The organism is uncultured Enterococcus sp. (assembly GCF_913775425.1).
Lineage (GTDB): Bacteria > Bacillota > Bacilli > Lactobacillales > Enterococcaceae > Enterococcus_G.
Genome location: NZ_CAJYIS010000067.1, coordinates 1 through 23,964, shown reverse-complemented (window position 1 = coordinate 23,964; position 23,964 = coordinate 1). Strand labels below are relative to the sequence as shown.

The window sequence follows — 23,964 nt, the reverse complement described above, 5'->3', positions numbered from 1 at the left end:
CATGGGTGTCGTCAAAAAACATAATGCCCAAGTTAAATTATATGAAGCCCTAGTTACATTATCCAAAATCAAACCGATTCGCGAAATACAAGTCAGCGAATTGTGTCGCAAAGCACATGTCAATCGGAGTACGTTTTACCATTACTATGAAGATATCCATCACTTGATCAAACAAGAAACCACAGAAACACTGGCACAATTGATGAATATCTTGAAAGATAAACGCTTAGATCCAACACGCATCAATGTTACCGATGAACAGACCATTTTTGTGGATTACCAAACTGTGCTGTTGATTTTACAAGAAGTCAAAGCAGAACATCGCTTGTTTCCAGTATTGTTACAAGACCATAATGATTCGGCCTTTTATTTTCATGCCAAACAAACTCTTTATGATCTACTGGCTTATTTACTTGACCGTCACCTCGAACAATTTAGACAGTTATTTTCAGAGATTCCAAAAGCTTATATCGATATCGTCTTATTTGATGTACAAGCAGAAAGTATCTTATATTGGATCAAAACCGGGATGGTCGAATCACCTGCTGAAATCGCTCGTCTTTTGTTGACCTATAACAAAATGGGCCCGCTACGTACAATCGCATCATTTAATGAGGATTAAGGATAGTTGCTGTTTGCAAAAATCGTTGGTGGTAGCGATCAAGTTCTGACAATAGTTGTTTGTATAGTGCGATGTCATGTGCTAAAGAATGGCTCCAATCACGGTGTAGTGGCGCATGCCATAGTGGTTTATTTTCAGTGATTTTTATCGCTGTTTCAGTTAAATAAAGTCCTAACGTGGAGTGTGTGGTAAGGTAATCACTAAACCGTTCGCTATAACACATTTTCGCAACGTAAGCCAAGTCAAGTAAGACACTTTCATATGAGGTGTCTTTAGGGTAATCAGGATCATAAAGTAGCGCAATAAACGTGTGTTCATGTTGTTGCATTATCAGCAGCGTGTGTATACACTCACAGAGACACCAGATCTTTCGTTCTAAGCGATTTTCAAAATGTCCCGAATGTTAACATACGCATCAATCTTTGTGTGTAAGGTGCTGTATGTTGTCGATTTTGAATACAACTACACCATTCGTTTAACAAAAGCTCTGGCTTGATATGAAATTTCACTTCGATCCACTCCAATATCAAGCCTAGTTCTTTTGCTTCTGATTTCGTCGATACTTTCATATCCATTGCTAATTCACGTGCTGTTTTAACCGTCAAGGGCATTTCGATTTGCCAACTTAACTTCAACACATACCAACATAGTCTACGGTCAAAAAGCGTCCATTTTGGATCTGTTCGAATCTTTTGTGCATAACTTGTTACAGCTGCCAAACCTGTTATCCGTTGGTTAAAATCTAACACACCCAATTTTTCTAAGACAAAAAGTTGTTCTTGATCCATGTTCTACTCCTTTCTGCTAAAAGAAAAGCCACAACATTTCTGCTGTGGCTTGACCATTATCTATCTTATTTTGGTAAATTTTCTTTCCACGCAGGTTTTTTGACTTTATAAATGATCAAAGGGATGGCAAACAAGATCGCTACAAGTACCACAACAAAGATAAAATTCAATAGATTATTATTGATAAAGGTGATCGTTAGCGCAAATACGACGGTTGCGATCAGCAATCCTGCCATGAAGAATCCTAAACCATTGCCTTTTTTCCCGATTCTAAATGGATGTTCTTGCACCTTGTTTTGTTTGCGCATAGCGATAAATCCAATCGCCATCAAGCAATAGGCCATACAATATAAAACCGTACCACTATTGGTGATAATGATAAACACTTTATTGATTCCTGGAATCACAACATAGGCTCCTGCTAAAAGCGAGATCGCTACGGCTTGTACGAGCAACAAACTTTTACAAGCGTTGAATTGATTGGTTTTCCAAAACTTGAATTTTGGTGGAAAATCACCTTGTAACGCACTTTGTGTAATGGTTTTAGACGCACTGACAAACCACGTCGACATATTGGTTACTACACTGATGACAGAAAACAAACAAAAGAGTTGGACTAAAATATACGGTAATCCTAGTTCATTTGCAAAAATTTGCAATGGTTGCGCGCCATTATTCAATTGGATCTTGCCAGCTGGAATGACATTGGCTACCAAAAATGAATTGATCAATGAGAACAAAGCCAGCATCACCAAAGCGGTAATGATTCCTTTAGAATACTGTTTTGAAGGGTTATTTAAACGTGTAATAAAGACCGAAGACATCTCGATTCCTAAAAAAACGAAGATGATGCCACTAAAATACATTCCTGTACCAGACGTCAACGATTGCGGCAGTAACTTATCCATTGAAAATGGACCTAAAATACTATGTGATGAAAATCCAAATTTAATAAAGGTAATCAAGCCTAAAGAAAATAGCATCAATACTGGAATATAAAGTCCTAACCATATCCCAAACTTCCCATTGATTTTCGCCATATCAAATTTCAAGTTTAACAACGTCATCGACCAAACCAAAGCTAAAATGACAATCAATGTATAAAGCGGATTTTCAACTAGATCTGGGCGCTTGATCAACAGTGCAAGCATCGGTGCAAAACCAGTTCCAACTACTACCATCGACGGAAACATGGCTGCCCAAATCAACCAAGAAGTCACAAATCCCCACTTAGGGCCTAACGTATTGTTCACCCATAGCTCTGGGCCGCCTCTTCCTGGAAAAGTCGTACCAAATTCACCTGAGATTAACGCAATCGGTAAGGCAAAACATAAAGCTGCAATGGCCATATAGATAAACATGTTCCATCCTGTCGCCGTCAATGTCGAATAATAAGGACCTGCCACTAGTGCAAATGTTAACCCGATAAACGTTGGCAAACTGATTTTTGATAACGTTTTAAATGTCGAAGGAGCTGGCGTGACTGGTGTAGATTGTTTGTGTACTTGTTGCATACCTAACCCCTCCTAAACGTCTTTTGTAATATCAAATGTCAATTTAGATAATGCTAACCCTTTTTCGATCAATTCACCAATATGTTTTTTAGTTAGTGTTAGCATTTTATCGGCATTTTGTTGATTTTGTTTTGTTAAAAAGGCAACCGGATCTGTCGTCGGTTTTTCTTGATACAAACGATCGGTTTCTGCCACGCATTGGTTGGCTAAAATCGCAGCAGCTGTCAAATAATCAAAGTTGGCATAAGATAATTTTTGATAATCTCGTTCAACTAACACTGCAAGTTCTCGTGATAACCAATATGCTTGTGTATTGTCATAGGTCTTGGACGTTTTATGATATGCTGGAGCAGTATCTTCACTGTTGGTATAAAACGGTACGTATGGATTAAATGCTGTTGGTCCACTATTCAACCAAAACAAAGCGGCGATTTCTGCTGGAACATGGTTTCGTATTTCCAAAATATGTGATTCTGCCGTTCGATTCATGGCAATCGGGCGATACATTTTTGCATGGATCTGATCCGTTTCATTAAATGGATCATAGCAAGTTTCATCGTAATGTGAACTTAAAACGGCTCCAACGTCTGCTACAGTAAGTAAACGATTTGGTTTAAAGCAAAATGGCATATCACTTGCTGTAGGGTCTGTCGTATCTAACCCTAGATACTTTTGACCATACCAAACACGTGCTGTATTGTATTTACGATCCTCTTTTGAGCTAGTTCCAAAAATATGACGGAAATTAAAGCCTTCATAATCAGGATTCAAGTGATTGGTCGCCACAAATTCTTGAATGCCTTCTGAGTACATCACATTTTGGGTATCTGTAAAATCGACTTCCTCGATCAAAGATTGATTGGCGATCACTGCGCAACAATCATCTGGTAATCGTACGGCTACCCAATGATGACCACAAGGAATCTCCATATACCAAATCTCATCTTTGTCGCTGAAAATGATCCCATTTCCTTCGTGTGAACCATACTCTGCAATAATTTTAGCTGTATACGTGACACCTTCTCGTGCTGAGTGGATATAAGGCAATACCATATTTAATAAAGAATCTTCGCCTAACCCCCGTTTGGTTAACGGATCGATCGCTAATACAAATGGATTTCCAAAAATACTTTCTGTCGAGCTCATCGCAATATTCAACGAATTGATGCCAGCTTCACCCATGATCCCTAGTTCTTTACGTTCACTTTCGATAAATGGGATCATGTGATACGCCAACGAATGCTCAGGATAGGTTTCTTGGTATTCTGACACTGTAGAGCGATAAGTCCCTTTGCCATTTTGATCTGCTTTTACATGAATAAATTTGACTGGTTGAATCGGTTCTTCAGCATCAGCATTGCGTGCGATCATTGTTGAACCAGTACGAGATGCTTTTTTTCCTACTAGAACAGTTGTACACATGTTTCATCATACCTTTCTTTTATGCAATAGGATTCATTGGATTCCAAAATGGTAACGCAATTGGCTCTTCTTCTAAAAGGCCACGTAATGTTTCTGGTAAAAACTCTTTTTTCACAACGACTTCATAGACAAATTCACTCATCCACGCATCGTCCATCACAAAAAATCCTTTATCTCCGACTTCTCGTCCCCAACTATTTTCAACTTTCCAGCGAAGTGGTACGTCGTTGACAATATGTACCCCACCAATAACCATCGCGTGTGTTGGGAGGCTTTCACGATAAAAGAAACGTGGACCTTTAGGCATGTTTAAATTGGTATCAAATAAGGCATCAAAATCGTATAGATCATAAGACATGATCCCTTTTTGACGGTCAAAAAATTTCAAGACGTCACAACCAAAAAAGACAGGCTCACTTGCTTTTAATTGCGCAATCGTAGCAGCTTTCAGTTGTTCGATTGGAACATTCAAATACACATTTGCTAAACCATCGACCATATTATCTGATAATTGTACCTGATACAGTTGATTAAATGGCATAGCATCGTCTGGAACGTTAATGAGTGCTACATAATCTGTCAAATCTAAGTCTAGATAATCTTGATAAAATGCTAATGGTGTCAACTGCGGATATTGTTCGAATGTATTGTCCTTGGTGCGGAACGAAAAATCGAATCGTTCTGGAGGTGTTCCTAATGCCGTGCAAAGGATGGTATACACTGTTTTTAATTGATGCTTGATATACATCTCGATTTCACAATGTTTTGCATGATTTTCTACCATCTCACGGATCGCATACGCATCTTTTCGTAACTTCCGATTCAAGATCGTGTTTAGTTCTGTCGAATCGATGCTACAACTTGTTTCATTCATCGCATAATGGGGAACAAGTCCATATTTTTCAACGAGTGATAACACTAAATTCCAATCACCACCGTCTTGTTGTGGTGTGGTCAATAAATATTGGACTGTACGACTAGATAATTTTTTATTTGCTGTTGCTAAAATATGTTGATAGAAATAATTCGCCTTTTCTAATTTATCCCAAAAATAAAGATAATTTTGCGATAGTTCAAAATTGTCGATATTGTATTGTTTTTCTAGATGTGAGCGCAAGATATTTAAACAAGCAAACATCCAACAACGGCCACTGTGGTTTTGGTTGGTGACTAAGTGATCGTCGATATCGACTGAGAAATTAAAATAATTTTCATCGATGGCTTGGATATTTTGGGCAGCTTTAAAGATTCCATTCGTCGTGACCGCATTTTGGGCAACACGATACTGCTTACTTTCTACATTATGCTGTATTTCCTGAATCAGTTCTTTTGTTAATCCTTTCACAATAATCACGTCCTTGTCTTCTTTTTTACACTTTTTAGGATAAAGGACTTCAAAAAAAATAACCATTGAATCCAAGCCTTGTTACATAACAGTTTTGTCATTATTTTTTTGATATCAAAAAAGACTAACAGAACCGTTAGCCTTTTTTATGTCTAAATTGCCCTAAAATCGCCGCAAATGATTCATTGAAGAAAAAACCTAGTGCGATCGATACGCCGACTAAGATTGCTTGTGCCCCATAACTCAAACTTTGATTATAGTCATTTTCAGCTAATGCATTGAAGGTTTTAAATAGTAGGCTACCTGGAACGATCGGCATGATACCTGAAATCGTAAAAATCAAACTTGGACGCTCGACAAGATGACCAAGTAGCTGACTTATAACAGTCAACGCAATACAAGCTAGCAATGACGCCATTGGTGCCGAAACATAATCTGACGCACTACTATAAGCAAGTGACGTTACCATACCGCAACAGCCGCACAATAGATAATACTTTCGCTCGACTTTATTTAGTATCGCTGTTGAAGAACTGACAAAAAAACTAAAAAAAGCACGTAAGAACATCGAATTTCCTCCTTAGAGCGTAATCGTTAATAAAAATGCAACTGGTAATCCTAACATTAAGGCAGTATTGATTGCTTCTACTCCTTGTGACAAACTGACGATATAATCCCCGTTGATCCCTGCTCTAATGGCATTGACCAATGTCGCTCCTGGAAATAACGGCATCATACAGCTCAAAATCAAGGCAAAAGTGTTAGGCAGTTCAAATGAACGTACACATATCATCGAACAAAGGGTAATCAAAATCGAATATAAAAAAATCGTGAATAATTTGATCTTCAAATATCTTTGGAACGTCAAGAAGCAAAAATACCCAAAACTACCAAGCAAAAAAGACGCGAGGACTAACATCGACCAACCATTGATCAAACTATACATCGCTCCACAGATTATCCCTGCATGAAATACTTGTGTTGGAATAGAAAACGCATAATTTTTCTGATCTACAGCCAATAATGCTGTATAAAATTCTTGTAATGTCATTTTTTTGAGTGTCAAGGCCACCACTAACTCGTGGATATGACTGATTTTTTCAAAATTATACGCATAGGTATCGATTTTGATCATTTTGACATTATCTGTCGTATTGTCGATCAACATCAAGCTCGTTTGGGTCATGAAGATCGATAAATGATGGAGATCCATTTGCCCCATTACATGGTACATCTCACTACGAATCTCGGCTAAATCAAAATTACATTCTAACAGCAACTTCCCATATAAAAGAAGTGTGCGAATCTTTTCCTCATTGGTTTCCATCTATTTCACCACTTTATGTTGTTTCGTTTTCTTTGACTATGAAGAAATTTACGATCCTATGCCATCGAAATCTAAATTAGATGCCAAACAATTTTGTCATCTTTTTGATCAAAATTGGGTACAAAAGGCCTACTTTTTAAACAGAATAAGGTATACTAAGAGAAACCAAGGAGGAATATGAATGCTCGCTTTGCTAATTATCGATATGCAACAAGGCGTCTGCCTACAACCTACATTTTTCAATGCACCAAAATTGGTGCATGCAATCAATCAACGCATACAGTGCTATCGGCAGAAAAAACTTCCCATTATCTTCATCCAACACCAAGATAGTGAGTTACTACCAAATAGTGCAGCTTGGCAGCTAATGCCCCAACTAGACGCACAAGATCAAGATGCATTTATCGCTAAGACACATGCCAACAGTTTTTATCAGACCAATCTAGCCGCATATCTGGCACAACATAAGATCACTGAATTAGAAATTTGTGGTGCTCAAACACAATACTGTGTCGATAGTACGATCAAATTTGCACATGGTTTAGGATTTCATTTGTATTCATTTCCTAATGCGAGTTCAACGACAGATCATCCTGATCTGACAGCAACACAACTTATAGCGTTTTACGAATCTATTTGGCAGCATCGTTTTTTAAAATTTGAAGACCCACTACAAAAGGAGTACACGAATGAACATTTACCATACGAAAAATATACATGATTCCATCTATCAAGATGCTTTGGCCTTGCGAAAAGCCGTTTTTATCTTAGAACAACAAGTCCCGGCTGATTTAGAGATTGATGACTTAGAAGCAAAAACCATCCACTTTGTTGGATACCAACAGGATGAAGCGATCGTAACGGCTCGTATTTTGCCTTTAAGTGAAACCAAAGCTAAATTACAACGGATGGCGGTCAAAAAAAGTGCCCGCAGCCAAGGTGCTGGGGCAAAATTGATTGGTTTTATCGAAGACAGATTACGACAACAAGGTTTTACTACGATTACCCTCGGTGCACAACTTAGCGCTAAAGGATTCTACGAACGTTTAGGCTATAGTGCAGATGGCCCCATTTTTTTAGATGCTGGAATCGAGCATGTCACTATGGAAAAACGGCTATAAAAAAACACTGTCACGAGTGTGACAGTGTTTTTTTATTTTTGCGACAATTGCTTGTAGCGATCATACCAAATATCTACGTACCCTTCAGAAAAAGGACCTTCTCCATTATTGATCCAATCGACCAATATTTTGACATTTTCTTTTAAAATAAAATCAATGTCTTTTGGATAATGCATCATTTTCTTATGCAACTCGTATTCATCTACGTCTAATAAGCGTTTTTCTCCATCAGGAAATACCTTGATATCTAAATCGTAATCAATATATTTCAATGCTTCTTCATCTAATAGATAAGGAGAAGCAAGATTACAATAATAAGAGACACCTTTTTCACGGATCATCGCAATAATATTAAACCAATACTTCTTATGAAAATATACGATTGCTGGCTCTCGGGTAACCCAACGTCTACCGTCTGATTCGGTTACCAATGTGTGATCATTGACGCCAATCATTGAATATTCGCTAGTTTTTAATACCATGGTATCTCGCCACGTACGGTGCAAATTGCCATCGTGTTTGTAGCTTTGGATCGTTACAAACTCGCCTTCTTTTGGAACTCGCATAGCAATCCTTCCCTCAGCGAAACATCAACGCCTTTATTTGAGTGTAAACTCATATCACTCAATATTATAGCAATAAACAAAAACTTTGCCTAGCGCTATCGCGAATGTTTTTGATTTTTTGCGATTTCATCCCACATTTTATGCTGGATTTTAGGAAAAGCATAGTCTTTTAACACATCTTGACTAAGCCATTGTCCATTTTTAAAGTATTCGGGTTGTTGGGTACGACCATAAAAGAGCACTACATGCCAACGTAAATGACTAAACAGATGCTTGACTGTACCTAAATGGCGTGTTTGCCAGACTACTGGTAACGTTTCAAAAATTTGAGGATCTTCTTCTTCTGCAATCAGTGACAACTGTTCAACTTCTTCTTTCGCAAATTGTATACGTGCTTGTTCAAAGGTTTCTTTATCCACTTCTTGTAATGGAAAATGCCACATTTTAGCGAGCAACCCTTGATCTTCTCGTTGCTCAAACCAAAATTCTCCTTGATTGTTTTCTACTGCTGCAGCAAAATAATAGACATCTTTTGGTTTTGCTTTTCTCGTTTTCACGGGAAAATCCGTCATTTTATTTTCTTGATAAGCTTGGCAATAGGCTTGCAATGGACATGAAGCGCAGTCAGGATTTTTAGGCGTACATATTGCTGAACCTAGATCCATAAAAGCTTGATTCATTTCTCCAGGTTCTTTTGGTGATAAAATCGCTCGTGTGTAAGCATCAAACACTTTGCGACTACTTGGTTTTGCGATATCTTCGTCGATACAAAACAATCGGCTCACCACACGCATGATATTCCCATCGATTGCTGGTTCGACTAAACCAAATGCAATACTTGAAATCGCACCTGTCGTATAAGGTCCAATCCCTTTTAACTGACTGATCGCTTCTACTGTATTGGGAAATACACCGTGGTGCTCTTTTTGGATCTGACGAGCAGCGACTTGTAAGTTACGTGCTCTTGAATAATAGCCTAAGCCTTCCCACATTTTTAACAGTTCTTCTTCTGGAGCATTTGCTAAAGTGTCGATCGTCGGAAATTTTTCCATAAAGCGATAATAATAATCGATCACTGTATCGACTCTAGTTTGTTGCAACATGATCTCTGAGATCCAAATACGATAAGGATCTTGATCGACTCGCCAAGGTAGATTGCGTTTGTGTCGATGATACCAAGTTAAAAATTCATGTTGAAATTGTGCGATTGTCTCCTGTGACCAAGTGACTTCATTCTTCATTTTCTCGTTCCTTTTCTAAAAATATCTGAATCCTATCTAAAGCAAAACCTTTTGTATAAAGAGCTTGCTTGATTTTTTGTTCCCGTTGATGTAGGGGTAAGCGTGCGTGACGACGCAACAATTGCTGGCCGGCTTTTTCAAGTGCTACTTCTTCTTCGTCTTCATCCAGTTCAAGCGTTAATTCGCTCATCACTTGCTCGATGATCGCACTATCATATCCTTTTTGCATCAATCCCATCCGGATCTTTTGCAATCGTTCTCGATGACTTTTATGATGGATCCGTTTATTTAATTTGATCGCAACCGCCTCAGCTAAGGCGACTTCATCGTCTTTAGTGTAAAACGTCAAGCCATATGCAATCGTGTCATCATCCAAACCTTTTGCTTTCATTTTTTGTTGTAGCTGTTTAGGCCCTTTGTCGCCTAGGGACAATTGTGTTCGGACAAAACTTTCTGCATAAAAGCGATCATCGATCACCTTTAATTCTTCTAAGCGTGCCAAAATTTTCGGTCGATCTTGACTAGAAAATTCTTTCTCCTTTAAATACTGATCCACTTCTTTTTTAGTACGTAACTGGTAACTGATGTAATTCATCGCCAACTGTAAGCCTCGGTCATAGCCTGACTGAGCTTGAAGTGCTTGGAACTCTTCTGGTGTGAATTCTTGATCTTTAAATAGATGAGCGGTAATTAAAAAATCCTCTGAAGCGATCAATTCATCGCCAGAATCAAAAAGGATTTTATAGTTTTTTTTCAATTTTTTTACCTGTACAATTTTCATACTTGATCCCCCTTGATGATTCTTTGACTAGTGTACCATACTTTTTTACTATCGGCTTTTCTGTGGTACAATGAAGCGAATTTACTTTTTAAAGGAGTACTTATGACAGAATTAATCGTATCAACGGGACAAACGATCCCGCTAAAAATCAAACGCCTTGGGATCAATGGTGAAGGAATCGGCTATTTTAAAAAGCTGATCGTATTTGTCCCACGTGCGCTTCCAGGTGAAGAAGTGACCGCCACGATCACGAATGCTACCCCTCGCTATGCTGAAGCTGAACTAAAAAAAATTATAAAAAAAAGCAAAGATCGAATCACGCCTCCTTGTCGTGTTTATGATGAATGCGGTGGTTGTCAGTTGCAACATTTAGCGTATAACAAACAACTTGACTTTAAACGTGACCTTTTAAAACAAGCCTTGCATAAATTTAAACCCGACCGTTATGAAGAATATGACTTACGTGCGACGATCGGGATGGATGATCCTTGGCATTATCGCAATAAAGCACAGTTTCAAGTACGTAAACAAGACGATACAGTACAAGCTGGACTTTATCAAACGAATAGTCATAATCTTGTTGCGATAGATGATTGTCTGGTACAAGAAAGTCGAACGCAAGAAGTCATCAATGCAATCGTTACCCTTTTACAACAATATAATGTCCCGATTTATGATGAACAAAAAAATAGTGGGATCGTCCGGACATTAATGGTTCGTGTGGGAATAAAAACCGATGAGCTACAAGTCGTATTTATTACAAATTCGAAAAAACTTCCTAAAAAACAAGCAATGATCGCTGCATTGACAGCCCAATTTCCTGAGATCGTTTCGATCATGCAAAATGTCCAAGATAAAAAAACCTCTATTGTCATGGGGGATGAAACGCTTCATCTTTGGGGAAAAGAAGCCATCGAAGAACAAATCAATGATGTCACCTTCGATTTATCTCCTAGAGCTTTTTTCCAATTGAATCCTAAGCAAACGAGTCGACTGTATCAAGAAGCGATCGCAGCTTTAGATTTAAATGAAACCCATACAGTCGTCGATGCCTACTGTGGTGTGGGTACGATCGGTTTAAATATTGCATCACAAGTAAAAAAAGTACTTGGAATGGATATCGTCCCTCAAGCTATTGAAGATGCCAAACGTAATGCCAAACGTTTAGGCGCACGCAATACACTGTATGAAACAGGCACAGCTGAAGAGTGGATTCCTACTTGGGTCAATCAAGGGATCAAAATAGATCGGTTGATCGTCGATCCTCCGCGTACTGGACTAGATCAAACCCTTCTAGATACGTTAATTGCGTATCCACCTGAACAAATGGTCTATGTTTCTTGTAATGTATCGACTTTAGCGCGAGATTTAAACACTTTAGCGAAAAAATTTGACATCGAGTACTTACAATCTGTCGATATGTTTCCTCAAACTGCACGTTGTGAAGTCGTGGTGAAACTAACACGTAAATAAAAAGAAGCTATGGCAAAAATCTGCCATGGCTTCTTTTTATGTGTTCTAGAAGTAGCTGTTACTTAAATAAGCCGCATCATGACCGAAATAGATAACACTATTATCGAAATGATGCGGCTTATTAGAGCTGACTACTTCTGTCACAGCCTCTTTTTAAAACATATCGAATAGACTCAACTGATTTTCATCTGGTAAATCTTTTAATACACCATTGTCTGTCATATATTCGATCAATGTCTTCGATACTTTTCCACGATTCGCCAAGTCTTCTTTTGATAAAAATGGACCATCTTTTCGTGCTTCAACGATTTGTTTGGCCACACTTAACCCTAAACTTGGGACCGCGCGAAACGGAGCCAGTAATCGGTTGCCGTCAATCACAAAATTCTCAGCATCTGACTTGTACAAATCGATCATTCCAAATTCGAAACCACGTTCTAACATTTCATTACATAGCTCCAATACTGTCAACAGATTTTTTTCTTTTGTCGAAGCATCTAAGCCTTTATCCGTGATTTCTTTCATTCGTTCTTTGACCGCATCTTTTCCTTTACTCATTGCGACTAAATCGAAATCATCCGCTCGTACTGAAAAATACGCACAATAATATAAAATAGGAAAATACACTTTGAAATACGCTACTCGCAATGCCATCAAAACGTATGCTGCCGCATGGGCTTTAGGGAACATGTATTTGATTTTCAAACACGACTCGATATACCATTCCGGTACATCTTGTTTACGCATCTCTTCTTGCCAATCATCAGGGATCCCTTTTCCCTTACGGACACTTTCCATAATTTTAAAGGCTAAGCCATCATCAAGACCAGCATGGATCAAATAGACCATGATATCATCACGACACCCGATTACATTAGCCAATGTCGATTCCCCACGACGGATCAATTCTTCAGCATTTCCTAGCCATACGTCCGTTCCATGAGATAATCCAGAGATCTGTAATAATTCTGCAAATGTCGAAGGATGGGTTTGTTCTAACATTCCGCGAACAAAACGTGTACCAAATTCTGGAATACCTAGCGTTCCTGTTTTAGAATAGATCTGCTCAGGTGTCACTCCTAAGATTTCAGTTCCTTCAAAAATCCGCATCACTTCTGGATCGTCAGTCGGAATCGTTTTAGGATCGATCCCAGATAGATCTTGTAACATTCGGATCACGGTTGGATCATCGTGTCCTAGAATATCTAGTTTTAAAATATTGTCATGGATCGAATGGAAATCAAAATGGGTCGTTTTCCATTCTGAATTGACATCATCAGCAGGATATTGGATCGGCGTAAAATCATAGACATCCATATAGTCAGGGATAACAATGATTCCCCCTGGATGCTGTCCAGTCGTCCGTTTCACACCAGTTGCCCCTTTGGCTAGACGGTCGATCTCTGCGCCTCTAAAATGTAGATTATGATCACGTTCGTACCCTTTCACAAAACCATACGCCGTTTTATCAGCTACCGTACCGATCGTTCCAGCTCGATAGACATAGTCTTCTCCAAACAATACTTTCGTATAATTATGCGCTTGTGGTTGGTATTCTCCAGAAAAGTTCAAATCGATATCGGGCACTTTATCACCATGGAATCCTAAAAAGGTTTCAAACGGGATATCATGACCATCTTTTTTCAAATGACTGCCACACGTTGGGCAGTCTTTTTCTGGCATATCAAAACCAGAACCAAATGTCCCGTCTTCATAAAACTCTGAATATTGACAATCCGGACAATAATAATGTGGAGCTAAAGGATTCACTTCTGTAATCCCTGTCATCGTCGCGACAAAACTCGATCCTACAGAGCCACGCGAACCAACTAAGTACCCGTCTTCATTACTCTTATGCACCAGTTTTTGAGAAATCAAATAGATCACGGAAAAGCCATTACCGATAATCGAATTCAATTCTTTTTCCAAACGTTTTTGTACAACATCTGGTAGAGGATCACCGTAGAGTTCTTTAGCCTTAGAATAACTCAATTCCGTAATTTCTTCTTCTGATCCTGGAATTTTCGGGGTATACAATTCATTTTTTACCGGAATGACTTCTTCGCACTGTTCAACTAAAGCGTTCGGTGCATCAACGATGACTTCTTGGGCAAGATCATTTCCTAAAAATTGAAATTCGGTCAACATTTCATCGGTCGTTCGAAAATGGACTTTTGGTAAACTGTGACGGTTTAGAGGATTGGCTCCTCCCATCGAATTGATCAAAATTTTACGATAAATCGCATCTTCTTCATTCAAATAGTGCACATTTCCGGTTGCGATCACAGGTTTGTTTAATTTTTGACCGATATCGACTAGATTTTGAATGATTTCTTCTAGATCTTCTTCGCCTTTTACTAATTCTTGTTCGATCAAATGAGCATAAACTGGTTTTGGCATGATCTCGATATAATCGTAGAACTCTGCTAATTTTTCTGCAGCCTCGACCCCTTTTTGCATCATCGCAACAAAAACTTCCCCTTTGTCACAACCACTACCGACCAAGATCCCTTCGCGCAATTTCGTTAATTCTGAACGTGTGATTCGTGGAACTTTATCATGAAAATAATCGATATTGGACATCGAAATCAATTTAAATAGATTTTTTAATCCTGCTTGTGTTTGAACCAAAAGTGTTGCATGAAATGGACGAGCCGATTTGTAACTGTTCTCGCCACCAACATGTCGATTCAACTCTTGATGTAAGAGCATTTGATGCTTATCCATCGCTTCTTTGATAAAGATCCATGCTAAATGTGCCGTTGCTTCCGCGTCATAAATCGCTCGGTGATGTTGTTCTAAGCTAACGCCGAATTTTTTTGTCAATACCCCTAATCCAAAACGTTTAAACTGTGGATAGAGATAACGCGCAAGCTCTAGCGTATCGATAACCGGATTATCTGCTTCTGGAATGCCGTACTTCTTATAGCTAGTATTTAAAAATCCCATATCAAACGACGCGTTATGAGCGACTAAAATCGCACCTTCTGAAAATTCACGAAAGAGACGCAATACTTCTTCTTCACTTTTCGAACCACGAACCATCTCATCTGTGATCCCGGTTAAATCGACTGTCGTCTTAGATAGTGGATGTCCTGGATCGATGAATTCATCAAATGATGCTTCGATATTGCCTTTGTGCATTTTCACTGCTGCTAATTCAATGATTGAGTTGTAGACAGCTGACAGTCCAGTTGTCTCCACGTCGAATACGATATACGTCGCATTGTTTAAATCGACAGCTTGAGGATTATAAGCCACTTGTACACCATCATCTACAATATTGGCTTCAACACCATAAATCATTTTGATTCCCGCGCTTTTCGCAGCATGATGGGCATCTGGGAATGATTGTGCTCCGCCGTGATCAGTGATCGCGATCGCTTTATGTCCCCATTTTGCTGCTTGGTTCACATAATCTTTGATTGAATTGGTCGCATCCATTTGACTCATATTACTATGAACATGCAATTCCACCCGCTTTTGGCCTTCAGGTGCATAATCTTTACGACTTTCATGTTTCACTTCACAAATATCTTGCGCGTTCATAACCAAATCGCGCATAAAAGTATCTTCTTGGATACTTCCACGAACTCTTAGCCAACTTCCTTTTTTGATTGCTTCAAACATTTGTTCATCTGTTTCATTGTTCGAGAACTTTTTCACGATAAAAGAAGAGGTATAATCGGTCATTTTCAAAATTAAAATTTTTCGTTTTGAACGCAATTCACGTACTTCGGTATCAAATACATAGCCTTCGATCGTAATGCGTCGCTCTTCTTCTAAAATATTGCCCATAGGCATAATGGCCTCATCTTTAGGAATATTGCGTCCTAAAACGATTGGACCAGACAAAGCTTGTTTTGGTTCTTCTTTTTTCTTTTGTTCATGCGCTGCGATCGATTGTGCCGCTTGACGCATCGCTTCTTCTTGTTGCGCTTGCATCCGTTCTTGATGAGCACGCAATTCCTCGGTCGCTTGTTTAGTGTCGACCGTTGCAACAAGTTTTAACTTAGGAAAACCTAATGCCACATAGTTTTGTTGGATCAGTGGAAAATACTGTTGAGTCAACATCGGTATGACCGATTCATTGCTCACTAAAACAGTCAGTTGATTGTTTTCATATGTAATCGGTTGATTGGCTACTACCCGTTGTACAAATGGTGTTTCACAATTTTTTTGTAATAAGACAGTTGACCAGTATGCTTCGATCAATTCCTTTGTCACCGTAGCTTCTTGACAAGCAATCGTGACACTTACCGTCGCAATCTCTTTAAACGCAAGTTCTAAATGCTGGACGAACCGTTGATATAAGTCGACTGGCAAAAGATCGTCAAATAAAAAATGAAAGGCCCAATGCTTGGATTGCGTATGGACGAATACTTCTGTGATATGTGCATCTTGCATTAAGGGATGCTGCTGATCAGCAAGTGGCAGTTGGATTTGCTCCAATAATACTTTAAATCTTTCTTGTGTTTCCGCCAAAAAAATTCCCTCCTTGATTCTTTTTTTGCAAATTCCGCGTTCTTTCAGTATAGCATGTTTCAACAAAAAAACTAGAAAGAGTCGAACTCTTTCTAGTTTCTTATTCTGATTGTAACAAAATCGACAAGGTAGACAAAACTTCTTCTTTCCGAACTTCTAGTATCGCTTGTTTTGCCTTGATTTCCAATTCAATAACTCCCTCTACAGCTTTGTTGCTGATCGTACATTGAATCGGACAACCGATCAGTGATGCATCTTGTTGTTTCGTCGTCGCCTCAACGTCACGATCGTCAATTAATAGATCATACCCTGCTTGTTCTAACTCACGTGCTAATTGTTTGGCAAGCTCTACTTGAAAAGGGTCATGAATATCTAAAGGTAGGATGTGGACATCAAAAGGTGCGATTACTTGTGGCCAACACATCTTTCCTTCACTGGCATACATTTCGACGATCAAAGCAAATACCCGTGTAAGCCCTATTCCATAATAGCCCATATTCAAGGTTTGCGTTTGTGCTTGATCATCTAGAAAAACAGCACCGACTTGACTCGCATATGCAGGTGCTAATTTTGTCATTTGGGCAACAGAAATCCCACGATCAAAATGTAAAATCCCTTGTCCATTAGGTGCTAGATCGCCTTCTTTGACCAATTGCATATCAAAAAATTGTGTCACGATAAGCTCACGACCAAAATTTACATGGCGATAAGCCAAATCGAGCGTATGGCTGCTCAATTGTGCATTGACCAGATCAGCCAAACTTGGATCAGCGAAGACCTCAAAACGCGCAATAATCTCAAAGATCTCTTTATCGTTAAAATCAGGAATCAAATCAAGCAGTTCTTGCTCACCTAATGCCGTGATTTGTTTTTGCTGAAAAAAATGTTTTACTTTTTCTTCATTTAATAAGTGATCTGCACGCAATAACAAGACGACAATCGTTTCATTGATCAAATAAAAGAGCGGTTTGATCGTCTGATCTAAAGGAGCTTCTTGTAGATCGAAGATAGTCGTTTTCTCTAATGGTTGATACGTTGCATGTGATTTTTTTGTGATGGTATCACTTGTAGCAACCGCCAAAGTCGCAGCATATGCGCCTTCACTCGCATAGCAAAAGATTTTTTGTCCGATTGGTGTTGGAATCAAAAATTCTCTCAGTGCACGTGCACCGATTCGTTTGCTTGCACCATTGACGACTTTAAACGATAGTCCGCATTTTATTAAGATGCGTTCTAAACTCTCTTCCATCTCCCGATAAAATTGATCTAAACTTGCTTGGTCAGCATGAAAAGAATAGACGTCTGTCATTAAAAATTCACGACTATCGATCAATCCTCGTTGTTTTTTTGCTTCATCACGATACTTCATTTGCGTTTGAAATAACGAAAGTGGCAATTCTTTATACGATCGTACTTCTTTCATGATCAGTTCCATAAATGAACGTTCGTGTGCTGGTGCGAGCATATAGGTTTCGCTTGCAGCATCATTTACTGAAAAAAGATTCTCACTTGCTTGACTAGCACACTCTTCTAATGAATATTCTTGTGGCAATAGATTTGGCATGCGCATTTTGATACTATTTCGTGTACTGAGTTCTTGTTCGATCACTTGACTGATCTTTTCGATTACGCGTTCTGCTAGTGGCAGATAGGCGTAGATTCCTGTTGCTAACTTTGTCACATACCCTGCTTGAACCAACAAACGCTCACTGATCGTGTCGATCTCTTCAGCACAGTGTCGCGTTGGAATCAATAGTTTTGACTGCTTCATCTTTACTCCTTCATTTTCCCCATTTTAAAAGAAGAATCGTTGAATATCGTTCCAAGTGACTAACACCATCAATACCATCATTAAACCAAACCCTATCAACGTAATGATGCCTTCTTTTTCTTGACTCAACGGTTTTCCTCGTACACCTTCAATAACGTTTAATACCAGTTTTCCACCGTCTAAAGCTGGGATCGGCAATAGATTAAAAATACCTAGATTCATTGAGATCAATCCCATAACACTTAATACGGTCATCCATCCTTGCGTAGCTGCTTGCGAAGAGATTTCGAAAATAGCTACTGGGCCACCTAATTTATCCAAACTAAAGTTTTGAATTAAAGATCCCAGGGCTTTAATGATCCGAGTAAAACTTTGGATACTCATCGTCACGCCACCAATTAGTTTCGCAGACGTACTTGTATTGATCGGTGCAGAAATACCAATTTGATAGAGCGTTTGTCCATTTTGTTCTACTTTTTTTGGCGTTACAGTAGCTTCTTTGGTCTGATCTGCTTGCTCATATTGAATTGTCAGTGTTTGATCATCTGCTGCTTGGATCGCTTGCGTGAGTTCTGCCCAATCTGTCACTGTCGTATCATTGATCTTCGTGATCTTATCACCAGCTTTTAGTCCTGCTGCTTGTGCAGGAGTGTCTGATCCGACACCACTAATTACTGTAGAGTTGAGATCTTGAACACCACCTTGAGCAAAAGCCAACACCGTAAAAATAACAAATGATAAAATGAAATTATTCATCGGACCTGCGAAATTCGTCAGCATACGTTGCCATAATTTGGCCGATTGGAATTGAACTTCCCTTGGTGCAATTCTTAGCTCAGTACCATCTTCTTCAATGATCGTTGCCGTCTTACTCACGGTAAATGTTTGCTCGTCTTGTTCGTTCCCATTAACAAATCCCGTAATTGTCAACTGATCAAGCAAGTCATATTGCGTAATTTCTAAAGGGATCGCTTGTGTCAAATTGACTTTTTTACTTGTATTGATTTTTAGCACGTGCTCATCTTTATCGGTAACCAGACCAACGACCATCCCAGGCTTTAATTCTTCTTCTTCTTCAAAACCTGCCATTCGTACATATCCACCTAAAGGAAGCAATCTTATCGTATAGAGCGTTCCATCTTTTCCACGGTGAGAATAGATTTTAGGTCCCATCCCGATCGCAAATTCGCGAACCAAAATCCCTGCACGTTTTGCAAAATAAAAATGACCAAATTCGTGGACCACTACCACAACGGAAAATATCAATAAAAATACTAATAAAGCTTTCATTTACCATCCTCGTTTCTCATGTTCAGTATCAGAACTTACTGTTTATTTTAGCACAGTTCAATTCTTCTTTACCGACTTGTCTATTTTGTAACAAGAATTTAACTTTCGTAAAAAAATAAATCTAGTGCACGCACTAGATTTATCAAAAGATTCCTAATAAATACATCATCGGAAATACAAACAACATACTGTCAAAACGATCTAAAATCCCACCATGTCCAGGTAAGATCTTGCCCGAATCTTTAACGCCATAATGACGCTTGAAAGCTGACTCTACTAGATCACCAAACTGGCCGATAATAGATAAAATCACGGTCAATAACAACATCATCAAAAATCCATGACCGAAATAACGAGTTGCTGAAAATAAGATCAAATAAACAAAGGCCACGACGACCGCACTTACGATTCCGCCTAACGCCCCTTCAATTGTTTTGTTTGGTGAGATTTCCGGCCAAAGCTTTTTCGTCCCATACTTACGACCAAACATATATGCACCGATATCCGTTGCCCATACGATCAATAGCCCAAACATTAACACGACTAAACTACTTGCTCTTGCTGAAGCAAACGTCTCAAAGCCAACACCGACGTACAAACTAACCAATACTGGAAAAGCGGCTTCATCGATTGTATAAGTGTTCTTTGACACGACTGAAATGCCCAGTAATACCATTACAATGAAATAAAAAAGACTAAATTTTGATGTTTGATCTGCTAAAAATGCAAAGTAAGGATCTTTTGGTAAGACCAATATGACAGCCCCTAAAGCTGATAAGACTCCTTCAAAGCTCAAAATCGTTAATTGATTCATGCGAAATAATTCATATACCCCGACGACTGCTAATACAGCTGCTAATAAATTGACTGCTTGTCCACCAAAATTAAAAAAGATGATGGGTAAGAAAATAATCAGCGCCACAACAGCAGTAATGACCCGTTGTTTCATTCCTTATCCTCCTTGATCTTGACCGCACCAAACCTGCGATCACGTTGTTGATATACCGCAATGGCTTCTTCTAACAATCGCTCATCAAAATCTGGCCAATAGGCTTTTGTAAAGAATAGTTCTGAATAGGCGATTTGCCATAACAAAAAGTTACTGATACGTTCTTCACCACTCGTTCGAATCAACAATGAAGGATCACGTAACGTTTCAGGTAAAAAACCAGTCATTAAATGTTTTTCAAATAATGCCTCATCAATTTTGCTGGCATCTTGATGCGTCGTAGCCACTTCAGTGTAGACTTGTTGCATGGCTGTAATGATTTCCGCGCGACTACCATAGTTCAACGCAAAGTTCAAAATCATCCCTGTATTGTGTTTTGTTTGTTCAATCGCACGTTCTACTGCTTCTAGCGTATGCTTTGGCAAAAACTCTTGATACCCCATCACATGGACTTTTACATTTTCTTTGATCAATTCAGGGACAAACTTATCAAAAAAATCGACTGGTAACTGCATTAAAAAATCGACTTCATTTGTCGGACGTTTCCAATTCTCAGTCGAAAACGCATAAAGCGTCAATACCTTTACGCCTAAATGTGAGGCGTGACGTGTGATTTTTTTTACGGTTTCCATGCCTTCTTTATGTCCAGCAACACGTGGAAGACGGCGATTTTGTGCCCAACGTCCATTTCCATCCATAATAATCGCCACATGCTCTGGTATTGGCAATGTATGATCAAATGTCTGTTCACGAGTTTCTGCTAAATAGTTCTTTTTTTGTGGAAAAAATCGTAACATATTTGTCGCTCCCATCAGATAACTAGTCTATTCATTATAGCAATAATCGTTTAAAATGCCCATGAAAACCAAACATTATTCACAGAAATTTAATGGCTACAAAAAATGACTATTGTTCTCTGTTTTTTTACATGAAAAAAAGGTGATCGAACACGATCACCTTTTTCTTACACTTCAAGTAATTCTTGTTCTTTATCTGCTGCGATTTTATCAACTGTTTTGATACTGTCGTCTGTTGCAGTTTGAACCGCTTTTTCTGCGTCACGTAAATCATCTTCTGTGATATCACTTGCTTTTTCTTGTTTTTTGTATGCATCTAATGCATCACGACGTGCATTACGAACAGCTACTTTTGCTGATTCAGCCGCTTTTTTCACGTCTTTAGCTAATTCTTTACGACGTTCTTCTGTTAATTGAGGAATTACTAAACGAATTACATTTCCATCACTAGTTGGTGTAATCCCAATATCAGATGCCATCAGTGCTTTTTCGATTTCTTTGATCGATGATTTATCAAATGGTGTAATCATTAAGATACGCGCTTCTGGGATCGTAATGGATGCCAATTGATTCACAGGAGTTGGTGCTCCGTAATACACTACCGATACGCGGTCTAATAAGCTAGCATTTGCACGTCCAGCACGGATTTGTCCTAACTCACGTTGTAAGTTATCTTCCGCTTTTTTCATTTTCGCTTTTGCATCTGTTAAAATTTGATCTGCCATTTCTATTTCCCCCTCACAGTAGTTCCGATATTTTCACCTAAAATTGCACGACGAATATTACCGGGTTCATTTAAATTAAAGACAAGCAATGGAATATCATTATCCATGCTTAGTGAACTTGCTGTTGAATCCATTACTTGCAATCCTTTTGAGATTACTTCCATATGGGTCAACTCTTCAAATTTCACTGCATCTTTGTCTAATTTTGGATCTGCAGAGTAGACACCATCGACATTATTTTTTGCCATCAAGATCACATCAGCGTTGATTTCAGCAGCACGTAATGCTGCAGTTGTATCTGTAGAGAAATATGGATTTCCAGTTCCTCCAGCAAAAATCACAACACGTTCTTTTTCTAAATGACGTTCTGCACGACGTCTAATGTATGGTTCTGCGATTTGGCGCATTTCAATTGATGTTTGTACGCGTGTTGGTACTCCAGCGTTTTCTAATGTATCTTGTAACGCTAAAGCATTCATTACGGTTGCAAGCATTCCCATATAATCTGCTTGCGCACGTTCCATTCCCATTTGCGCACCGATCTGTCCACGCCAAATGTTTCCACCACCGACAACGATCGCTAGTTCGACACCTAAATCATGAACATCTTTTAATTCTTTTACGATTTCTTTAATAACTGGGGGATTAATCCCAAATCCTTCTGTTCCGGCTAATGCCTCGCCACTTAATTTCAATACAACACGTTGGTATTTTGGTTTCACAATCTTATCCTCCATCACAGTTATATGCTTATTTTAGCACATTATTTACTGAAGCGTCACGTTTGATGAGTAGTTTCCTAGAAATTATCCCAAGGAAAATTCTCAAAAAAAAGGGAGCGCATAAATATGCGTTCCCTTCTGCTCTGTAGAACAGAATTATTTTTTCACTTGACTCATAACTTCTTCAACAAAGTTATCTTCGCGTTTTTCGATTCCTTCGCCGACTTCAAAACGAGTGAATGAAACAACTGTAGCACCTTTAGTCGCTAAGTATTTTTCAACTGTTAAGTCAGGATCTTTAACGAATGGTTGGTCAACTAATGAAATTTCAGCTTTAAATTTGTTCAAACGACCAACAACCATTTTTTCAACGATATTCGCAGGTTTGCCTTCGTTTAATGCTTGTTCTGTTAAAACAGATTTTTCGTGATCTAATTCTTCTTGAGGAATTTGTGTTTCATTTACATAACGAGGGTTGATTGCGGCAACGTGCATCGCAACATCTTTCGCTACGTCTGAATCAGTTGAGCCATCGATTACAGTTAATACTGCAATACGTCCGCCCATGTGTAAGTATCCACCAAATGCTTGGTTGTCGCCTTTTTCTACAACGTGGAAACGACGGAAGCTGATTTTTTCACCGATTACTTGTGTTGCTTCGATTAAATCAGTTTCTACAGTTCCTTTAGCAGTTGTCATTGCCATCGCTGCTTCTAAATCTGCAGGTTTGTTTTTCGCTACTAATTCAGCGATTTCTTTCACTAATTCTTGGAATTTTTCGTTTTTAGAAACGAAGTCTGTTTCTGAGTTTACTTCTACGATTGCTGCAACGTTTCCGTCTACAGCAACTGAAGCTAACCCTTCAGCAGCGATACGGTCATTTTTCTTAGCCGCTTTCGCCATTCCTTTTTCACGTAATAAATCTACAGCTTTATCGATGTCGCCATCAACTTCAACTAATGCACGTTTTGCGTCCATCATTCCTACGCCTGTCATGTCGCGTAATTCTTTAACTAATTTAGCTG

The 23,964-nt window shown here is 38.8% G+C and carries 22 protein-coding genes; 4 read left to right on the top strand and 18 right to left on the bottom strand.

Annotation, left to right across the window (positions count from 1 at the left end):
• The first annotated feature begins 1 nt into the window (after window position 1).
• A complete protein-coding gene (locus QZ413_RS07895; protein WP_297079001.1) occupies window positions 2–622 on the top strand; it encodes a TetR-like C-terminal domain-containing protein in 621 nt (206 codons plus the stop codon).
• On the opposite strand, the gene QZ413_RS07890 is transcribed toward QZ413_RS07895, so the two are convergent.
• From QZ413_RS07890 to QZ413_RS07860, 7 genes are all read right to left on the bottom strand, one after another.
• On the bottom strand, window positions 609–950 hold the full coding sequence (locus QZ413_RS07890) for a hypothetical protein (RefSeq protein ID WP_297078999.1): 342 nt from the start codon (window positions 948–950) through the stop codon (window positions 609–611). The genes QZ413_RS07895 and QZ413_RS07890 overlap by 14 nt on opposite strands.
• Window positions 951–1,008: 58 nt before the next feature.
• Window positions 1,009–1,410 carry a hypothetical protein gene (locus tag QZ413_RS07885; RefSeq protein WP_297078997.1) on the bottom strand — a complete coding sequence of 134 codons (402 nt, stop codon included), beginning with the start codon at window positions 1,408–1,410 and terminating at the stop codon, window positions 1,009–1,011.
• A 65-nt stretch (window positions 1,411–1,475) separates the two neighbouring features.
• The gene (locus QZ413_RS07880) at window positions 1,476–2,924 is read right to left on the bottom strand and encodes an amino acid permease (protein ID WP_297078995.1); all 1,449 of its coding nucleotides are present in this window, start codon (window positions 2,922–2,924) and stop codon (window positions 1,476–1,478) included.
• A 12-nt stretch (window positions 2,925–2,936) separates the two neighbouring features.
• Window positions 2,937–4,346 carry a C69 family dipeptidase gene (locus tag QZ413_RS07875; RefSeq protein WP_297078993.1) on the bottom strand — a complete coding sequence of 470 codons (1,410 nt, stop codon included), beginning with the start codon at window positions 4,344–4,346 and terminating at the stop codon, window positions 2,937–2,939.
• A gap of 19 nt (window positions 4,347–4,365) precedes the next feature.
• Entirely contained in the window at window positions 4,366–5,691 is a 1,326-nt protein-coding gene (locus QZ413_RS07870; RefSeq protein ID WP_297078992.1) for an aminopeptidase C, read from the bottom strand.
• A gap of 136 nt (window positions 5,692–5,827) precedes the next feature.
• Window positions 5,828–6,259, bottom strand: coding sequence for a threonine/serine exporter family protein (locus tag QZ413_RS07865; RefSeq protein ID WP_297078989.1), 432 nt, complete (start codon window positions 6,257–6,259; stop codon window positions 5,828–5,830).
• Window positions 6,260–6,271: 12 nt separating this feature from the next.
• On the bottom strand, window positions 6,272–7,018 hold the full coding sequence (locus tag QZ413_RS07860) for a threonine/serine exporter family protein (protein ID WP_297078987.1): 747 nt from the start codon (window positions 7,016–7,018) through the stop codon (window positions 6,272–6,274).
• Between the two features lie 181 nt (window positions 7,019–7,199).
• Here QZ413_RS07860 and QZ413_RS07855 point away from each other — a divergent pair, with 181 nt between their 5' ends.
• The gene (locus QZ413_RS07855; RefSeq protein ID WP_297078986.1) at window positions 7,200–7,739 is read left to right on the top strand and encodes a cysteine hydrolase family protein; all 540 of its coding nucleotides are present in this window, start codon (window positions 7,200–7,202) and stop codon (window positions 7,737–7,739) included.
• Window positions 7,708–8,139, top strand: coding sequence for a GNAT family N-acetyltransferase (locus QZ413_RS07850; protein WP_297078984.1), 432 nt, complete (start codon window positions 7,708–7,710; stop codon window positions 8,137–8,139). The genes QZ413_RS07855 and QZ413_RS07850 overlap by 32 nt, the downstream gene beginning before the upstream one ends.
• A gap of 32 nt (window positions 8,140–8,171) precedes the next feature.
• Here the strand turns inward: QZ413_RS07850 and QZ413_RS07845 are convergent, their stop codons facing one another.
• From QZ413_RS07845 to QZ413_RS07835, 3 genes are all read right to left on the bottom strand, one after another.
• Window positions 8,172–8,705 (bottom strand): DUF402 domain-containing protein, encoded by a 534-nt coding sequence (locus QZ413_RS07845; RefSeq protein WP_016185709.1) that lies wholly within the window; start codon window positions 8,703–8,705, stop codon window positions 8,172–8,174.
• 95 nt (window positions 8,706–8,800) lie between these two features.
• On the bottom strand, window positions 8,801–9,946 hold the full coding sequence (mutY, locus tag QZ413_RS07840; RefSeq protein WP_297078981.1) for an A/G-specific adenine glycosylase: 1,146 nt from the start codon (window positions 9,944–9,946) through the stop codon (window positions 8,801–8,803).
• Window positions 9,936–10,727, bottom strand: coding sequence for a RecX family transcriptional regulator (locus QZ413_RS07835; protein WP_297078980.1), 792 nt, complete (start codon window positions 10,725–10,727; stop codon window positions 9,936–9,938). The genes mutY and QZ413_RS07835 overlap by 11 nt, the downstream gene beginning before the upstream one ends.
• A gap of 102 nt (window positions 10,728–10,829) precedes the next feature.
• On the opposite strand from QZ413_RS07835, the gene rlmD reads away from it, so the two are divergent.
• Entirely contained in the window at window positions 10,830–12,200 is a 1,371-nt protein-coding gene (gene rlmD, locus QZ413_RS07830) for a 23S rRNA (uracil(1939)-C(5))-methyltransferase RlmD (protein ID WP_297078978.1), read from the top strand.
• A gap of 153 nt (window positions 12,201–12,353) precedes the next feature.
• Here the strand turns inward: rlmD and QZ413_RS07825 are convergent, their stop codons facing one another.
• The 8 genes from QZ413_RS07825 to tsf form a co-directional block, all read right to left on the bottom strand.
• Window positions 12,354–16,685, bottom strand: a complete 4,332-nt coding sequence (locus tag QZ413_RS07825; RefSeq protein ID WP_297078976.1) for a PolC-type DNA polymerase III — start codon at window positions 16,683–16,685, stop codon at window positions 12,354–12,356.
• A 100-nt stretch (window positions 16,686–16,785) separates the two neighbouring features.
• Window positions 16,786–18,456, bottom strand: coding sequence for a proline--tRNA ligase (proS, locus tag QZ413_RS07820; RefSeq protein ID WP_297078974.1), 1,671 nt, complete (start codon window positions 18,454–18,456; stop codon window positions 16,786–16,788).
• A 24-nt stretch (window positions 18,457–18,480) separates the two neighbouring features.
• Window positions 18,481–19,746, bottom strand: a complete 1,266-nt coding sequence (rseP, locus tag QZ413_RS07815; RefSeq protein ID WP_297078972.1) for an RIP metalloprotease RseP — start codon at window positions 19,744–19,746, stop codon at window positions 18,481–18,483.
• Between the two features lie 142 nt (window positions 19,747–19,888).
• The gene (locus QZ413_RS07810) at window positions 19,889–20,695 is read right to left on the bottom strand and encodes a phosphatidate cytidylyltransferase (protein ID WP_297078971.1); all 807 of its coding nucleotides are present in this window, start codon (window positions 20,693–20,695) and stop codon (window positions 19,889–19,891) included.
• The gene (locus QZ413_RS07805) at window positions 20,692–21,492 is read right to left on the bottom strand and encodes an isoprenyl transferase (RefSeq protein WP_297078969.1); all 801 of its coding nucleotides are present in this window, start codon (window positions 21,490–21,492) and stop codon (window positions 20,692–20,694) included. Before QZ413_RS07805 ends, QZ413_RS07810 begins: the two co-directional genes overlap by 4 nt.
• Before the next feature lie 167 nt (window positions 21,493–21,659).
• Window positions 21,660–22,217 (bottom strand): ribosome recycling factor, encoded by a 558-nt coding sequence (frr, locus tag QZ413_RS07800; protein WP_297078967.1) that lies wholly within the window; start codon window positions 22,215–22,217, stop codon window positions 21,660–21,662.
• Between the two features lie 2 nt (window positions 22,218–22,219).
• Window positions 22,220–22,942, bottom strand: coding sequence for a UMP kinase (gene pyrH / locus QZ413_RS07795; RefSeq protein ID WP_035020756.1), 723 nt, complete (start codon window positions 22,940–22,942; stop codon window positions 22,220–22,222).
• Between the two features lie 153 nt (window positions 22,943–23,095).
• A partial coding sequence (gene tsf / locus QZ413_RS07790; RefSeq protein ID WP_297078965.1) for a translation elongation factor Ts occupies window positions 23,096–23,964 on the bottom strand: 869 nt, incomplete at its 5' end.

What these genes read in the sequence shown, in the direction of transcription:
- QZ413_RS07895 (WP_297079001.1), top strand. Translation starts at nt 2, where the DNA reads ATGGGTGTCGTCAAAAAACATAATGCCCAAGTTAAATTATATGAAGCC.
- QZ413_RS07890 (WP_297078999.1), bottom strand. Translation starts at nt 950, where the DNA reads ATGCAACAACATGAACACACGTTTATTGCGCTACTTTATGATCCTGAT.
- QZ413_RS07885 (WP_297078997.1), bottom strand. Translation starts at nt 1,410, where the DNA reads ATGGATCAAGAACAACTTTTTGTCTTAGAAAAATTGGGTGTGTTAGAT.
- QZ413_RS07880 (WP_297078995.1), bottom strand. Translation starts at nt 2,924, where the DNA reads ATGCAACAAGTACACAAACAATCTACACCAGTCACGCCAGCTCCTTCG.
- QZ413_RS07875 (WP_297078993.1), bottom strand. Translation starts at nt 4,346, where the DNA reads ATGTGTACAACTGTTCTAGTAGGAAAAAAAGCATCTCGTACTGGTTCA.
- QZ413_RS07865 (WP_297078989.1), bottom strand. Translation starts at nt 6,259, where the DNA reads ATGTTCTTACGTGCTTTTTTTAGTTTTTTTGTCAGTTCTTCAACAGCG.
- QZ413_RS07860 (WP_297078987.1), bottom strand. Translation starts at nt 7,018, where the DNA reads ATGGAAACCAATGAGGAAAAGATTCGCACACTTCTTTTATATGGGAAG.
- QZ413_RS07855 (WP_297078986.1), top strand. Translation starts at nt 7,200, where the DNA reads ATGCTCGCTTTGCTAATTATCGATATGCAACAAGGCGTCTGCCTACAA.
- QZ413_RS07850 (WP_297078984.1), top strand. Translation starts at nt 7,708, where the DNA reads ATGAACATTTACCATACGAAAAATATACATGATTCCATCTATCAAGAT.
- QZ413_RS07845 (WP_016185709.1), bottom strand. Translation starts at nt 8,705, where the DNA reads ATGCGAGTTCCAAAAGAAGGCGAGTTTGTAACGATCCAAAGCTACAAA.
- mutY (WP_297078981.1), bottom strand. Translation starts at nt 9,946, where the DNA reads ATGAAGAATGAAGTCACTTGGTCACAGGAGACAATCGCACAATTTCAA.
- QZ413_RS07835 (WP_297078980.1), bottom strand. Translation starts at nt 10,727, where the DNA reads ATGAAAATTGTACAGGTAAAAAAATTGAAAAAAAACTATAAAATCCTT.
- rlmD (WP_297078978.1), top strand. Translation starts at nt 10,830, where the DNA reads ATGACAGAATTAATCGTATCAACGGGACAAACGATCCCGCTAAAAATC.
- proS (WP_297078974.1), bottom strand. Translation starts at nt 18,456, where the DNA reads ATGAAGCAGTCAAAACTATTGATTCCAACGCGACACTGTGCTGAAGAG.
- rseP (WP_297078972.1), bottom strand. Translation starts at nt 19,746, where the DNA reads ATGAAAGCTTTATTAGTATTTTTATTGATATTTTCCGTTGTGGTAGTG.
- QZ413_RS07810 (WP_297078971.1), bottom strand. Translation starts at nt 20,695, where the DNA reads ATGAAACAACGGGTCATTACTGCTGTTGTGGCGCTGATTATTTTCTTA.
- QZ413_RS07805 (WP_297078969.1), bottom strand. Translation starts at nt 21,492, where the DNA reads ATGTTACGATTTTTTCCACAAAAAAAGAACTATTTAGCAGAAACTCGT.
- frr (WP_297078967.1), bottom strand. Translation starts at nt 22,217, where the DNA reads ATGGCAGATCAAATTTTAACAGATGCAAAAGCGAAAATGAAAAAAGCG.